Raw genomic sequence first — 13,495 nt, 5'->3', positions numbered from 1 at the left:
GGTGACGGCTGCTCTTACGCGCTCACCGCCCCCCACCCTGAACGCCGAGCGGGGCGCTTGAACGCGTACGGAAGCCAGGCCCGCCGGTGAGGCGCTCCTCGGGTGCACCGGATGCTTCATCGGCCACCGCACGCACGGCTTGCCCGTCCGGACGCTCGGAAAGGCTGTCGGCAGCATCCGGCAGCCCGGCCGTGCCGCTGCCGTACCGACGAGGAAGGGACCCCGCGATGACCACCGACGAAGGACAGCTGTTCGACGCCCTCCGTGAGCTGCTGGCCGCCACGGTCGAGGACCTGTCCGCCGAGGACGTCCGGCTCGACAGCTCGCTGAAGGACGACCTGGGCGTCGACTCGCTGGCCAGGCTGGAACTGGTCGCGGCCATCGAGGACCACTGGCAGATCGAGGTGCCCACGGAGGAGGCCGAGCAGCTCGCCACGGTGCGTCAGATCGTCGCCCATCTGGCGACCGTCCTGCCCGCCCCTGCCGGGGACCTCGCATGAGCCCGCGGCACCACCCGCTCGATCCGGCCGACGGGACCGCCGTGGCGGCTGTCACCGGTCTGGGGGCGACCACGCCCCTGGGCGGTGACGTGCCCTCCACGTGGACGGCCCTGCTGGCCGGGGAGTGCGGCATCGACTGCCTCGACTTCGGGGGGCCCTCCGGACCCGCGCAGGTGCATCTCGCGGCGCCGGCGGCGGTCGATCCCCGGACGGTGCTGTCCACCGCGAAGGCCTCGCACTGCGACCGTGCCGCACAACTCGCCCTCGTGGCCGCCCGGGAGGCGCTGCGCGACGCGGGACTCGCGACGGCGCTCTCCGAGGCCGGCACCCGCGTGGCCGTGATCGTGGGGGTGGGCCTCGGCGGACTCGGCAGCATCCTCGAACAGCACCGCCGACTGGAGTCGGGCGGCGTCGGCCGGGTCAGCCCACGGGCGATCCCGATGATGCTGCCCAACCAGGCCGCCGCCGAAGTGGGGCTGATGGTCGGCGCCAAGGCCCGGGTGCACGCCCCGGTCAGCGCCTGCGCCTCGGGCGCCGAGGCCCTCGCCCAGGCTCTCTCCCTCATCCGTGACGGACAGGCCGACATCGTCGTCGCGGGAGGCGCCGAGGCCGCCCTCGTCCCCGTCGCCCTCGCCGGCTTCGCCCGTCTCCAGGCCCTGTCCCGGCGTCACGACGACCCCAAGCGGGCCTCCCGCCCCTTCGACGCCGACCGGGACGGATTCGTCATGGGCGAGGGCGCGGGCATGCTCGTCCTGGAGAGCCCGGCGCACGCAGCGGCCCGCGGCGCCCGCGTCCACGGCCACCTGACCGGCGCCGCCATCACCAACGACAGCCACCACATCGCCCAGCCCGCGCCCGGCGGCACCGGCTGCGCCGCCGCGGTCACGGCCGCCCTGCACGACGCGGGGCTGGCCGCCGAGCAGATCCGGCACGTCAACGCCCACGCCACGTCGACGCCGGTCGGAGATCTCTGCGAGGCCCAGGCGCTGCGCAGCGCGTTCGGGGAGGCGCTGCGCGACATCGTGGTCAGCGCGCCCAAGGCCGCCCTGGGACACACCCTGGGCGCCGCGGGAGCCATCGAGGCCGTCCTCACCGTGCTCGCCCTGCGCGAGCGCGTCGCACCGCCCGTGTCCACCCTCGACCGCCTGGACCCGGCGATCGCACTCGACGTCGCGGGCCCCGATCCCCGCCCGCTGCCCGCCGGGCCCCTGGCGGCGGTCAGCACCAGCATGGGGTTCGGCGGCCACAATGTGGCGCTGGCCTTCACCACCGCCTCATGACCCGCGCCGAGCCCGCCTCCGCCGGCGGTTCACCGGGCACCGTGCTGATGTGCCCGGGACAGGGCGCCTACCTCCCGGGCGCCCTCCGCCACCTGCGGGATATCCCCGCCGTACGGACCGTCCTGGACACCGTCGACACCCTCTGCCCCGACGGCCCCGCACCACCGGTGAGCACGCTCCTCACCGACGAGAGCGCGCCGGGCCCCGACGACCTGGTGGCCCGGCATCCGCTCGCCTTCGACCTGGCCACCTACGCCGCCGTCGTCGCCTCGGCCGCTGTCCTGCTCAGGTCCCTGCACACCCCCGTCGACGCCGTCCTCGGGCACAGCATCGGCGACCTGGCGGCACTCACCGTCGCCGGGGCCATCACCGTGCGGCAGGGCGCCTGGCTGCTGCACGTCCGCGACCGGATGCTGCGCGACGCCGGGCTGCCCTCGGCGGGCCTGCTGGCCACCGACATGACCACCGACCAGACGGCCGGCCTGCTCGACGCCTGCGGCCTGCGACAGGTACGGATCGCCGCCCACAACGCCCCCGCCCAGACGGTCCTCTCCGGACCCGACGGCGACCTCGCCCTCGCCCGGCAGGCCGCCCGCGACCGCGGCCATCGCGCCACCCCGCTCACCAGCCGTACGGCCTTCCACCATCCGCTGCTCACCGACGTGCACCGCGCCTACCGCCGCCTGCTGCGGACACAGCGGCTGCACCCGCCCGCCCTCACCGTCTACACCGCGGCGTCCGGCCGGCCCGCCCGCAGCCCGGCCCAGCTCCGCAGCGCCGCGGCCGCCCACCTCACCGCGCCCCTGTCCTTCGTCCGCACCCTGCACACGATGCGCCGGGCCGGCTACACCACCTTCATCGACAGCGGGCCCCGCGCCCTGCTGAGCACCCTGGCCAAGGCCACCCTGCCCGGCTGCCGCACCGCCGCACCGTTGCGCACCCCCGTCGACGTCACCCGCGTACGCGAGCGGCTCACCCGAGCCCTGGACGGCGGCCCGGTCCACCGCCCCGTCGGCCTGCCCTCCCTGAGGAGCGCGCGCAGCTGACGGAAGTGCTCTTCAACTCGTGGGACCGAGGCTCCTGAAGGCGCCGGGCGGGGGCACCGTCGCGTCCCCGCCCGGCGGGCTCGGTCAGATGCCGAAGGCCGCGGCGTAGCGGACGGTGCCGCCGGGCAGCGGATGCTCGGCGTCGAGGGCGAGGGCCATGAGCGCCTCGTCCGGGACGTCGATGCTCAGCTTGATGCCGTACGCGGAGGCGCGGGTAAAGCCGAACCTCGGGTAGTACGTCGGGTGCCCGAGGACGACGACGTACCGCTCGCCCGCCTCCCTGGCCGCCCGCAGGGCGGCGCGGATGGCCGCCGAGCCGGCACCGGTGCGCTGCCGTTCGGGCCGTACGGCGCACGGGGCCAGGCACAGGGCCGGGACCTCGCCGATGTGACAGCGCGTCAGCAGCGCGAGGGCGACGACCTCGCCGTGCTCGTCCGCGGCGACGACGGACAGCCCGTCGAGCCACGCGGCGGGGTCGGCGCGCAGGGCGTCGACCAGGTCGGCCTCTTCCGCGGTGGGGAAGGCGGCGAGGAGGATCTCACGGACGGCGGTGCGGTCGCCGGGAGTCTCGGCGCGCGTGATCCAGGTGTTGCTCATGACAGATACGGATCCGTTCCGTAGAAGCGTTCGTGTGACGATCCCTCGCGAGCTCACGCTCCCGGCGAGGAAGGACAGGACGAGATCAGGCCACGACCCGGGACGTGAGGGGGACCCGGGCGCCGGACGCGGTGGCCTCGAGCGCGGTCATCAACCTCACCTTCCTGCTCTGCTCGTCGCTTGTGCCGGTCACGATCGACACGAACGGTCCCACCGTACAGAGCAGCGCCTCAGCCGCCAAGCGGTTTCACGCGGGCCGCGACCGGCAGGTGGTCGCTGCCGGTGGCGGGCAGGGCGCGGATGTCGGCGACCGTCGCGGAGCGGGCCATGACCTGGTCGATCCGGGCCAGCGGAAAGGCCGCGGGGAAGCTGAAGGCGAAGCCCCGTCGCGGCACGTTCATCCGCGAGGTGAGCGGAGCCAGTCCACGGTCGTCGACCGTGCCGTTGAGGTCGCCGAGCACCACCACCGTCCGCAGCTTCTCGGCGGCGACGGCCTCGCCCAGCAACCGGGCACTCTCGTCCCGCCGGGCGGACGCGAGGCCGCTCGCCCGGACGCGGACCGACGGCAGATGGGCGACGTACGCGGCGATCTCGCCCCGCGGCGCGCGGACGACGGCCCGCAGCGCGCGGTTCCACGGCTCCGTGATCCCCCGGGGTTTGATGTCCAGCGGCCGGACGTCGCGCAGCGGATACCTCGACCAGAGCCCGACGGTGCCCCGGACGGCGTGGAAGGGGTAGTCCGGGGCCAGGATCTCTTCGTAGACCGCCAGCGCCGGCGGAACCAGCTCCTCCAGCGCTATGAGGTCGGGCCGGACACGGGCCAGCGCGCGGGCCGTACCCGCCGGATTGGTGTTCTCGTCGCTGACGTTGTGCTGCACCACGAGCAGGTCTTCCCCACCGGCCCCGGCCCGGGGCAGCAGCAGCCCGCCGAAGAGATACGTCCAGGCCGCCGCCGGGAGAAGCAGCGCCACCAGCGCGAGGGGCGAGCGGCGCAGCAGCGCGAGACAGAGCAACACGACGACCGCCGGACCGAGCCACGGCAGGAACGTCTCCAGCAGGCTGCCCAGACGGCCGACGGAGTTGGGTATCGCACGGTGCCAGACCAGCAGGCCGGCCGTGAGTACGGCGAGCGCGGCGAGGAGCCGCCCCCGCGCCCACACCGACGGGCCGCCGTGCGCGTCCCCGTTCCCGCCGTCGTCCGAAAAGCGCCACCGCACCGTGCGTTCCCCCCGTTCCACCACCGCCGGGCTACGATCCCTCGGTGCCGTCCTGCTCCGGCTCCCGAGCCCTCCGCTGGACCTCCGCCTCCACCTTGCTCCGCGGGACGCCCTCGGCCTCCGCGTGCTCGGTGACGGCCAGTTGCACCTGGCGGGAGAGGTCGCTCCAGGCCCGCCAGGCGGTCTCCCACTCGGTGTGCTGCTCGGCGGCCCACCTCCCCTCGGTGGGCTTGCCGAAAGCGTCCCGGAGGCGCTGCATCTCGGCGTGTGCGGCATTGGCTGCCCGCTGCAGTTCCACGAGCTCGTCGATGGTGTGTGCCACGCCCGGATCCTATGGCGATCACGGGGCGGGTCCCGCCGCGACACGGGGACGATCCGACCGGGCCCGTGGACGGCGTCTAGGATCACCTCGCTTGCGAACTCGCTTGCGACTGGCTTGCTGAGGCTCAGGGGAGAGGCGGTCACCACGTGCGCGGTGGGGGACGGACGGTCGGGCGGGCGCGCCGCGCGGTGGTGCTCGCGGTCGCGGTCGCCCTCGTCGCGGCATGCGGTGACGGCCGGGGCGACCCACCCCCGCGTCCGACGGCCGGGCCGGCGATCGGTCCGTGTGTGACGCCGTCCGGCGGCCTCGTCGCCGACTTCGACGGCGACGGTACGGCCGACCGTGCCTCGAACGCCGACCTCACCGGCGCCGGTCTCACCCTCACCTTCGGCGCCAAGGACGGTGAGGGCACAACGGTCGGACCCAGGGACCTCGTCGGGGACCGCGGCGAGGACGCGGAGGATGTGCTCGCGGTCGTCGCCGACTTCGACCGCGACGGCTGGACCGATCTGTTCGTCGCCGCCACCGACGAGTTCCGGGGCGACGATCCGATCGAGCCGGACGTCTCCGAACTGCGGCTCGGGCCGTTCTCGGCACGCGGGCGCGGCCAGAGCGACCACCACGTCGACCTGAACGAACCGCGCGCTGTCGCCGTCGCCGACTACGACCGGGACCGGTATCCGGACCTCGCCGCCTACCGCCACCAAGGCGACGGCGTGTACGCGACCGAGGCCCGCCTCGGCGGCGACAAGGGCCTCGACCGGAAGCTGGACGCCGGGAACCGGCGGTACGTCGTCGTCGCCGAGGAGACCGACAACCCGACTCCCACGACCATGCCGCACGCGGACCTGACGGTATTTCACCCGGCTTGCGGGAGGAAAGAGCTGCCATGATCGCCCCATGGATGTAGAGATCACTCAGGCCGGCATAGCCGACTTCCACCGGGTCGTGGCCGAGCACTCCCGTTACTGGGGCGAACGCGACCTTCGCTCACTGCATCTCGTCACCCTGGTGCACGAATTCCCTTCGACCTGCCTCGTGGCCCGCGCCGATGACGGCATCCGCGGATATCTCATCGGCTTCGTCACCCCCGACGCGACCGGCTACGTGCATCTGATCGCCACCCGGGACGACGCCCGGGGCGCGGGCCTCGGACGCCGTCTCTACGCGGCGTTCGAACAGGCCGCGCGACGGCAGGGCGCACGGCGACTGAAGGCGATCACCTCCGTCGGGAACACCACCTCCGTCGCCTTCCACCGCAGCCTCGGCTTCGACGCCCGGACCGTCGAGGACTACGACGGCCCCGGCCGCACCATGGTGGTCTTCGAACGGGCCCTGCCCGCAGCGGGCTGACTCCGCCAACAGTGCGGACAGCGCCGGTGGGCGGCTGAACCGCTCGTCGCGACACAACCGTTGCGGAACACCGGTGCCGCACTCGCGCCGCAGGTCACGCACCTTCCGGCCATCTCCCGACGGCGCCTCGCCCCGTATCCGGCGTCGTCGAGCGGGAGCGTACCCGCGGCAAGGGCCTTGACGCGGACTTCCCACGGCCCTTTAACTCACGGCATAAATTAAGTCGGCGCGGTGGCCTGTCGCGGGGCGCTCGCCGTGCCGGTTCCCTCATGCCATCCCCCGGAAGGGTCCCAGGAGCATGCGCAGATTCAGAGCCGCACTCACCGGTGCCGTCACCTTGTCCCTCGCGCTCGCCGCCTCGGCGTGCGGCGGTGGTTCGGCGACCGGCGGAGGATCGAACGACTCGCCGAGGACTCTCACGTACTGGGCCTCCAACCAGGGGGCGAACATCGAGGTCGACAAGAAGGTCCTCCAGCCGGAGCTCGACAAGTTCGAGAAGCGGACCGGCATCGAGGTGAAGCTGGAGGTCGTGCCCTGGTCCGACCTGCTGAACCGGATCCTCACCGCCACCACCTCCGGCCAGGGCCCCGACGTCCTCAACATCGGCAACACCTGGTCGGCCTCGCTCCAGGCCAGTGGCGCGCTGCTGCCCTGGGACGAGCGGAACCTCGACAGGATCGGCGGCAGGGACCGCTTCGTGGAGTCCGCGCTCGGCTCGACCGGCGTCCAGGGGCAGGACCCGGCGGCCGTACCGCTGTACTCGATGGCGTACGCCCTCTACTACAACAAGAAGCTGTTCGCGGAAGCCGGCATCGAGAAGCCGCCGGCCACCTGGGACGAGGTCGTCGCCGCCGGCAAGAAGCTCACCGCCAAGGGCAAGAACGGCATCGGCGTCGAGGGCGCCAACCTGTCCAACAACATCCACCAGGTCTTCGTCCTCGGCAAACAGCACGGCGCCGACTTCTTCACCCCCGACGGCAAGCCGGACTTCACCTCCGACGGCGCGGTCGCCGCGGTCAAGCAGTACGTCGACCTGATGGCCAAGCACAAGATCGTCGCGCCGGGCAACGCGGAGTACGCCCAGAACCAGTCCCTGAGCGACTTCTCCAAGGGCAGGACCGGCATGGTGCTGTGGCAGACCGCCTCGGCCACGTTCAAGGCCCAGGGCATGAAGGACGAGGACTGGGGCGTCGCCCCCGCCCCCGTCCCGTCCGGCGAGCCGGGCCCGGGCACGGCCGTCAACTCGATGGTCGCCGGCATCAACATGGCGGTGTTCAAGAACACCGACAACCTCGACGGCGCCCTGAGGTTCGTGGAGTTCATGACCAGCGACGAGGAGCAGAAGGTCCTCAACAAGGCCTACGGCTCCATCCCGCCGGTCAAGAGCGCCCAGTCCGACCCCGCGTTCAGCACCCCGGCGGTAGCCGTGCTGCGCGAAACCCTCGCCACCAGCGCCGCCGCCCTGCCGCAGGTGCCGGAGGAGTCCCAGTTCGAGACCGTCGTCGGCACCGCCGTCAAGGACCTCTTCGCCGACGCCGCCGCCGGCCGTCCCGTCACCACGGAGTCGGTGCGGCGGAAACTCGAAGAGGCCCAGCAGCAGATGCCCGAGAAGTAGGCGCGGGCCTGCCATGACCACGACCGTCGCATCCCGCCACCACGAGCCGGGGCCGAAGACGGCGGGGCGGCACAACCGTCCCGGAGCGCGGCGGAAGCCCCGCCGCTCCGGGCGGCCGCACCACATCGGACTGCCCTACCTGCTGCTCCTGCCCGCCCTCGTCCTCGAACTCCTCGTCCACCTCGTGCCGATGCTCATGGGCATCGTCATGAGCTTCAAGGAACTCACCCAGTTCCACATCTCCAACTGGTCCTCGGCCCCCTGGTCCGGCCTCGGCAACTTCCGGATGGCCGTCGACTTCAACGCCCCCGTCGGCCAGGCACTGCTGAAGTCCTTCCTGACCACCTGCCTGTTCACCGTCTGCTCGGTCGGCCTGTGCTGGCTGATCGGCACCGCCGCCGCGATCTTCCTGCAGGAGCGGTTCCGCGGCCGCGGCCTGCTGCGCACCCTCTTCCTCGTCCCGTACGCGCTGCCCGTCTACGCCGCCGTCATCACCTGGGTGTTCATGTTCCAGCGCGACAACGGCCTGGTGAACCACGTCCTCCACGACCAGTTGGGCATCGGCGACGCCCCGGCTTTCTGGCTCGTCGGCGACAACGCCTTCTGGGCGCTGCTGACCGTCTCCGTGTGGAAGGGCTGGCCGTTCGCCTTCCTGACCCTGATGGCCGGGCTGCAGAACATCCCCCGGGACCTGTACGAGGCCGCCGCCCTGGACGGCGCCGGCATCTGGAAGCAGGTCCGGCACATCACCCTGCCGTCGCTGCGCCCGGTCAACCAGGTGCTCGTGCTCGTGCTGTTCCTGTGGACGTTCAACGACTTCAACACGCCGTTCGTGCTCTTCGGGAAGGCCGCCCCCGAGTCCGCCGACCTGATCTCGCTGCACATCTACCAGACCTCGTTCCAGACCTGGAACTTCGGCACCGGCTCGGCCATGTCCGTCCTGCTGCTGCTGTTCCTGCTCGTCGTGACCGGGATCTATCTGCTCGTCACCGACCGGGGAAGGAAGGCCCGTGCCTGACACCTCGCAGCGGCGGCCCCCGCGCTCGCCGATGTCCGCCCCGCGGTCCTTCCTCTGGACCCGGCGGATCTTCCTCACCGCGCTGACCGCGTTCGTCCTGCTGCCTGTGTACGTGATGGTCTCCAGCTCGCTCAAACCGCTGGCGGACGTCTCGGGGAAGTTCCAGTGGATCCCCTCGGGGCTCACCGTCCGGCCGTACTTCGACATCTGGCAGACCGTCCCGCTCGCCCGCTACTTCACCAACTCCCTGATCGTCGCGGGTGCCGCCACCGTCTGCTCGGTGGTCATCGCGGTGTTCGCCGCCTACGCCGTCAGCCGCTACGACTTCCGCGGCAAACGCGTCTTCACCGTCACGGTCCTGTCGACGCAGATGTTCCCCGGCATCCTCTTCCTGCTGCCGCTGTTCCTCCTCTACGTCAACATCGGCAACGCCACCGGCATCGCCCTCTTCGGCTCGCGCGGCGCGCTGATCCTCACCTACCTGACGTTCTCGCTGCCGTTCTCCATCTGGATGCTCATCGGGTACTTCGACTCCATCCCGCGTGACCTGGACGAGGCCGCCAGGGTCGACGGGTGCGGTCCGGTCGGCGCGCTGTTCTGGGTGATCGTCCCGGCGGCCGTGCCCGGCATCGTCGCGGTCGCCGTGTACGCCTTCATGACCGCCTGGGGCGAAGTCCTCTTCGCCTCCGTCATGACCAACGACACCACCCGCACCCTCGCCGTCGGCCTCCAGGGCTACTCCACGCTCAACGACGTGTACTGGAACCAGATCATGGCCGCCTCCCTGGTGGTGAGCGTGCCGGTCGTCGCCGGCTTCCTGCTCCTCCAGCGCTACCTGATCACCGGCCTGACCGCCGGCGCCGTGAAGTAGCGCCCGCTCCCGCACGTCCGTCTGCCTCCCTTCCCGAAAGGTTCCCCGTGTCCGAATCCGCAGCCCCGCACGCCCTCGACCTGGCGGCCTTCCCGGCCGACTTCACCTGGGGCACCGCGACCTCCGCGTACCAGATCGAGGGAGCGGTGGCCGAGGACGGCCGTGCCCCGTCCATCTGGGACACCTTCAGCCACACGCCCGGCCGGGTGGACAACGACGACCACGGCGACATCGCCTGCGACCACTACCACCGCTGGCCCGAGGACATCGTCCTGATGAAGGAGCTGGGCACCGACGGCTACCGGATGTCCGTGGCCTGGCCCCGGGTCGTGCCCGGCGGTGACGGGCCCGTCAACCCCGCGGGCCTCGACTTCTACGACCGGCTCGTCGACGGACTGCTCGCCGCCGGCATCACCCCGTCCGTCACCCTCTACCACTGGGACCTGCCGCAGGCCCTCCAGGACCGCGGCGGCTGGACCGAACGCGACACCGCGGAACACCTCGCCGCCTACGCCTCCGTCGTCGCCGCCCGGCTCGGCGACCGGGTCACCCAGTGGGCCACCCTCAACGAGCCGCTGTGCTCCGGCTGGATCGGCCATCTGGAGGGCCGTATGGCCCCGGGCCTGACCGACCTCACCGCCGCCGTACGGGCCTCCTACCACCTGCTCCTCGCCCACGGCCTTACGGTCCAGGCGGTCCGCGCCGCCGCGCCCGGCGCGCGGATCGGCCTGGTCACCAACCACTCCACCGTCGAACCGGCCTCCGCCCGCCCCGAGGACGCGGCCGCCGCCGTCCGCCTGGACGGACACACCAACCGCTGGTGGCTCGACCCGGTCCACGGCCGCGGCTTCCCCGCCGACATGCGCGAGCTGTACGGCGTCGAACTGCCCGAACGCCCCGGCGACCTCGAGGTGATGGCGACCCCGACGGACTGGCACGGTCTCAACTACTACTTCCCGGCGGTCGTCGTCGACGACCCCGACGGCCCCGTGCCGTACGCCCGCGAGGTCAGGGTGCCCGGCGTGCCGCGCTCCGGCATGGACTGGCCCGTCGACGCGGCGGGCCTGGAGAGCATGCTGATGCGGCTGACCGACGACTACGGGGTGCGCCGCATCTACGTCACCGAGAACGGCTCCGCCTACCCGGACACCGTCGCCCCCGACGGCACCGTCCACGACCCCGAGCGCACCCGCTACCTGGAGGACCACCTCGCCGCCTGCGCCCGCGCCCTGCGCAAGGGCGCCCCGCTGGCCGGCTATTACGCGTGGTCCCTGCTGGACAACTTCGAGTGGGCGTACGGCTACGACAAGCGCTTCGGCCTGGTCCACGTGGAATACGCGACGCAGAAGCGCACCGTCAAGAGCAGCGGGCGCCGGTACGCGGAGATCATCCGGGCTCACCGCGACGCCGTGTCCTGAGCCGTCGGCGGGTGCCGCGCTCTCCCACACTCTTCTCCCTTCATCCAGTCCAGCCAACCCAAGAGGAGCCCCCATGCCTCCAGTCGGGATACCGCCGGCCTTCCGGCGCTCCGCCCCCGCAGCCAGACGCGCCACCGCCGGCGCTCTGGTCTCCTCCCTGATCGGAACCCTGCTGGCGCTCGTACCGGCCACCGTGACCCATGCCGAGCCCGTGCCGCTCTCGCAGGGCAGGACGGCGACCGCGTCGTCGACCGAGGGCGCCGCCTTCGCCGCCTCCGCGGCCGTCGACGGCAACCTCACCGGCACGCGCTGGGCGAGCCAGTGGAGCGACGACCAGTGGCTCCAGGTGGACCTGGGCAGGAGCGCCGACATCAGCCGTGTCGTGCTCACCTGGGAGGCCGCCTACGGCAGGGCGTACGACATCCAGCTCTCGGCCGACGGCACCGACTGGCGCACCGTGAAGTCGGTGATGTCTGGCGACGGCGGCACCGACGACCTCGCCGTCACCGGCACCGGCCGCTACGTCCGCGTCCAGGGCGTGACCCGAGCCACCGGCTACGGCTACTCCCTCTGGGAGTTCCAGGTCTACGGCACCGGCGACACGACCCCACTGCCGGGCGGCGGCGACCTGGGCCCGAACGTGCACGTCATCGACCCGTCGACCCCCGACATCCAGGGCAAGCTCGACGCGGTGTTCAAGCAGCAGGAGTCCGCGCAGTTCGGCAGCGGCCGGCACGCGTTCCTCTTCAAGCCGGGCACCTATCACAACCTCAACGCCCAGATCGGCTTCTACACCCAGATCGCGGGCCTCGGCCTGAAGCCCGACGACACCCTGATCAACGGGGACATCACCGTCGACGCGGGCTGGTTCAACGGCAACGCCACGCAGAACTTCTGGCGCGCCGCGGAGAACCTCGCGGTCAATCCGGTCAGCGGCACCAACCGGTGGGCGGTCTCCCAGGCCTCGTCCTTCCGCCGGATGCACGTGAAGGGCGGTCTCAACCTCGCCCCGAACGGCTACGGCTGGGCCAGCGGCGGCTACATCGCCGACTCGAAGATCGACGGGCAGATCGGCAACTACTCGCAGCAGCAGTGGTACACGCGCGACAGCGCCATCGGCGGCTGGTCGAACTCCGTGTGGAACCAGGTCTTCTCCGGCGTCGAGGGCGCCCCGGCGAACAGCTTCCCCGAACCGCGCTACACCACCCTGGCGAACACCCCGATCTCGCGCGAGAAGCCGTTCCTCTACCTGGACGGCGCCGAGTACAAGGTGTTCGCACCGGCCAAGCGCACCAACGCCCGCGGCACCACATGGGCGAGCGGCTCTCCGCAGGGTCAGTCCATCCCCCTCAGCCGCTTCTACGTGGTCAAGCCCGGCACCACCGCGGCCACCATCAACCAGGCCCTGGCCCAGGGCCTGCACCTGCTCTTCACACCCGGGGTCTACCACGTCGACCGGACCATCGAGATCAACCGGCCCGACACCATCGTGCTCGGCCTGGGCCTGGCCACGATCATCCCGGACAACGGCGTGACCGCCATGCGCGTCGCCGACGTCGACGGCGTACGCCTGGCGGGCTTCCTGATCGACGCCGGACCGGTCAGCTCCCCGACCCTGCTGGAGGTCGGCCCGCAGAACGCCTCCGCCGACCACTCCGCCAACCCCACCACCGTCCAGGACGTGTACCTCCGCATCGGCGGGGCGGGCGCCGGCAAGGCCACCACCAGCATGGTCGTGAACAACGACGACACCGTCATCGACCACACCTGGGTGTGGCGCGCCGACCACGGCGAGGGCGTCGGCTGGGAGACCAACCGCGCCGACTACGGCGTACGCGTCAACGGTGACGACGTGCTGGCCACGGGTCTGTTCGTGGAGCACTTCAACAAGTACGACGTGGAGTGGTACGGCGAGCGCGGCCGCACGATCTTCTTCCAGAACGAGAAGGCGTACGACGCCCCGAACCAGGCCGCCATCCAGAACGGCACCACCAAGGGCTACGCGGCCTACCGGGTCGACGACTCGGTCGACACCCACGAGGGCTGGGGCATGGGCAGCTACTGCTATTACAACGTCGACCCGACGATCCGCCAGGACCACGGCTTCAAGGCCCCGGTGAAGCCCGGCGTGAAGTTCCACAGCCTGCTCACCGTCTCACTCGGCGGCAACGGCCACTTCGACCACGTCATCAACGACACGGGTGCCCCCACGGAGGGCACCGCGACCATCCCGTCGACGGTCGTCTCCTACCCCTGAC

General features: G+C 71.7%; 13 protein-coding genes. 10 read left to right on the top strand and 3 right to left on the bottom strand.

The window, feature by feature from the left end; all coding sequences use genetic code 11:
• Positions 1–227 precede the first annotated feature (227 nt).
• From ACZ42A_RS25085 to ACZ42A_RS25075, 3 genes are read left to right on the top strand one after another with little or no spacing between them, the layout of a single operon-like run.
• A complete protein-coding gene (locus ACZ42A_RS25085) occupies positions 228–500 on the top strand; it encodes an acyl carrier protein (protein ID WP_468529486.1) in 273 nt (90 codons plus the stop codon).
• Positions 497–1,780, top strand: coding sequence for a beta-ketoacyl-[acyl-carrier-protein] synthase family protein (locus ACZ42A_RS25080; RefSeq protein WP_468529485.1), 1,284 nt, complete (start codon positions 497–499; stop codon positions 1,778–1,780). The genes ACZ42A_RS25085 and ACZ42A_RS25080 overlap by 4 nt, the downstream gene beginning before the upstream one ends.
• Positions 1,777–2,826 carry an ACP S-malonyltransferase gene (locus tag ACZ42A_RS25075; RefSeq protein ID WP_468529484.1) on the top strand — a complete coding sequence of 350 codons (1,050 nt, stop codon included), beginning with the start codon at positions 1,777–1,779 and terminating at the stop codon, positions 2,824–2,826. Before ACZ42A_RS25080 ends, ACZ42A_RS25075 begins: the two co-directional genes overlap by 4 nt.
• Before the next feature lie 84 nt (positions 2,827–2,910).
• Here the strand turns inward: ACZ42A_RS25075 and ACZ42A_RS25070 are convergent, their stop codons facing one another.
• The 3 genes from ACZ42A_RS25070 to ACZ42A_RS25060 all read right to left on the bottom strand — a co-directional run bounded on the left by ACZ42A_RS25070 (position 2,911) and on the right by ACZ42A_RS25060 (position 4,962).
• The gene (locus ACZ42A_RS25070; RefSeq protein WP_468529483.1) at positions 2,911–3,423 is read right to left on the bottom strand and encodes a GNAT family N-acetyltransferase; all 513 of its coding nucleotides are present in this window, start codon (positions 3,421–3,423) and stop codon (positions 2,911–2,913) included.
• A gap of 230 nt (positions 3,424–3,653) precedes the next feature.
• Complete coding sequence (locus tag ACZ42A_RS25065; RefSeq protein ID WP_468529482.1) at positions 3,654–4,640, bottom strand: endonuclease/exonuclease/phosphatase family protein; 987 nt, start codon at positions 4,638–4,640, stop codon at positions 3,654–3,656.
• A 31-nt stretch (positions 4,641–4,671) separates the two neighbouring features.
• The gene (locus ACZ42A_RS25060; protein WP_468529481.1) at positions 4,672–4,962 is read right to left on the bottom strand and encodes a hypothetical protein; all 291 of its coding nucleotides are present in this window, start codon (positions 4,960–4,962) and stop codon (positions 4,672–4,674) included.
• A 146-nt stretch (positions 4,963–5,108) separates the two neighbouring features.
• Here ACZ42A_RS25060 and ACZ42A_RS25055 point away from each other — a divergent pair, with 146 nt between their 5' ends.
• The 7 genes from ACZ42A_RS25055 to ACZ42A_RS25025 all read left to right on the top strand — a co-directional run bounded on the left by ACZ42A_RS25055 (position 5,109) and on the right by ACZ42A_RS25025 (position 13,494).
• Complete coding sequence (locus ACZ42A_RS25055; RefSeq protein ID WP_468529480.1) at positions 5,109–5,855, top strand: FG-GAP repeat domain-containing protein; 747 nt, start codon at positions 5,109–5,111, stop codon at positions 5,853–5,855.
• A gap of 7 nt (positions 5,856–5,862) precedes the next feature.
• A complete protein-coding gene (locus ACZ42A_RS25050; protein WP_468529479.1) occupies positions 5,863–6,315 on the top strand; it encodes a GNAT family N-acetyltransferase in 453 nt (150 codons plus the stop codon).
• Between the two features lie 298 nt (positions 6,316–6,613).
• On the top strand, positions 6,614–7,930 hold the full coding sequence (locus ACZ42A_RS25045) for an ABC transporter substrate-binding protein (protein WP_468529478.1): 1,317 nt from the start codon (positions 6,614–6,616) through the stop codon (positions 7,928–7,930).
• A gap of 13 nt (positions 7,931–7,943) precedes the next feature.
• A complete protein-coding gene (locus ACZ42A_RS25040) occupies positions 7,944–8,948 on the top strand; it encodes a carbohydrate ABC transporter permease (RefSeq protein ID WP_468529477.1) in 1,005 nt (334 codons plus the stop codon).
• 31 nt (positions 8,949–8,979) lie between these two features.
• Positions 8,980–9,819: a carbohydrate ABC transporter permease gene (locus ACZ42A_RS25035; protein WP_468529616.1), complete on the top strand. Its 840-nt coding sequence runs from the start codon at positions 8,980–8,982 to the stop codon at positions 9,817–9,819.
• 47 nt (positions 9,820–9,866) lie between these two features.
• Positions 9,867–11,237: a GH1 family beta-glucosidase gene (locus ACZ42A_RS25030; RefSeq protein WP_468529476.1), complete on the top strand. Its 1,371-nt coding sequence runs from the start codon at positions 9,867–9,869 to the stop codon at positions 11,235–11,237.
• 73 nt (positions 11,238–11,310) lie between these two features.
• A complete protein-coding gene (locus tag ACZ42A_RS25025) occupies positions 11,311–13,494 on the top strand; it encodes a discoidin domain-containing protein (protein ID WP_468529475.1) in 2,184 nt (727 codons plus the stop codon).
• The last annotated feature ends 1 nt before the right edge of the window (position 13,495 follow it).

The sequence above is a fragment of the Streptomyces sp. NPDC030838 genome (assembly GCF_055572035.1).
Note: the sequence above shows the minus strand (reverse complement) of the source record. Positions and strands in the feature narration are given on the sequence as shown.

Bases quoted from the DNA above. Each gene is read 5' to 3' on its own strand.
- ACZ42A_RS25080 (WP_468529485.1), top strand. From the start codon at position 497: ATGAGCCCGCGGCACCACCCGCTCGATCCGGCCGACGGGACCGCCGTG.
- ACZ42A_RS25045 (WP_468529478.1), top strand. From the start codon at position 6,614: ATGCGCAGATTCAGAGCCGCACTCACCGGTGCCGTCACCTTGTCCCTC.
- ACZ42A_RS25075 (WP_468529484.1), top strand. From the start codon at position 1,777: ATGACCCGCGCCGAGCCCGCCTCCGCCGGCGGTTCACCGGGCACCGTG.
- ACZ42A_RS25025 (WP_468529475.1), top strand. From the start codon at position 11,311: ATGCCTCCAGTCGGGATACCGCCGGCCTTCCGGCGCTCCGCCCCCGCA.
- ACZ42A_RS25040 (WP_468529477.1), top strand. From the start codon at position 7,944: ATGACCACGACCGTCGCATCCCGCCACCACGAGCCGGGGCCGAAGACG.
- ACZ42A_RS25070 (WP_468529483.1), bottom strand. From the start codon at position 3,423: ATGAGCAACACCTGGATCACGCGCGCCGAGACTCCCGGCGACCGCACC.
- ACZ42A_RS25085 (WP_468529486.1), top strand. From the start codon at position 228: ATGACCACCGACGAAGGACAGCTGTTCGACGCCCTCCGTGAGCTGCTG.
- ACZ42A_RS25050 (WP_468529479.1), top strand. From the start codon at position 5,863: ATGGATGTAGAGATCACTCAGGCCGGCATAGCCGACTTCCACCGGGTC.
- ACZ42A_RS25035 (WP_468529616.1), top strand. From the start codon at position 8,980: ATGTCCGCCCCGCGGTCCTTCCTCTGGACCCGGCGGATCTTCCTCACC.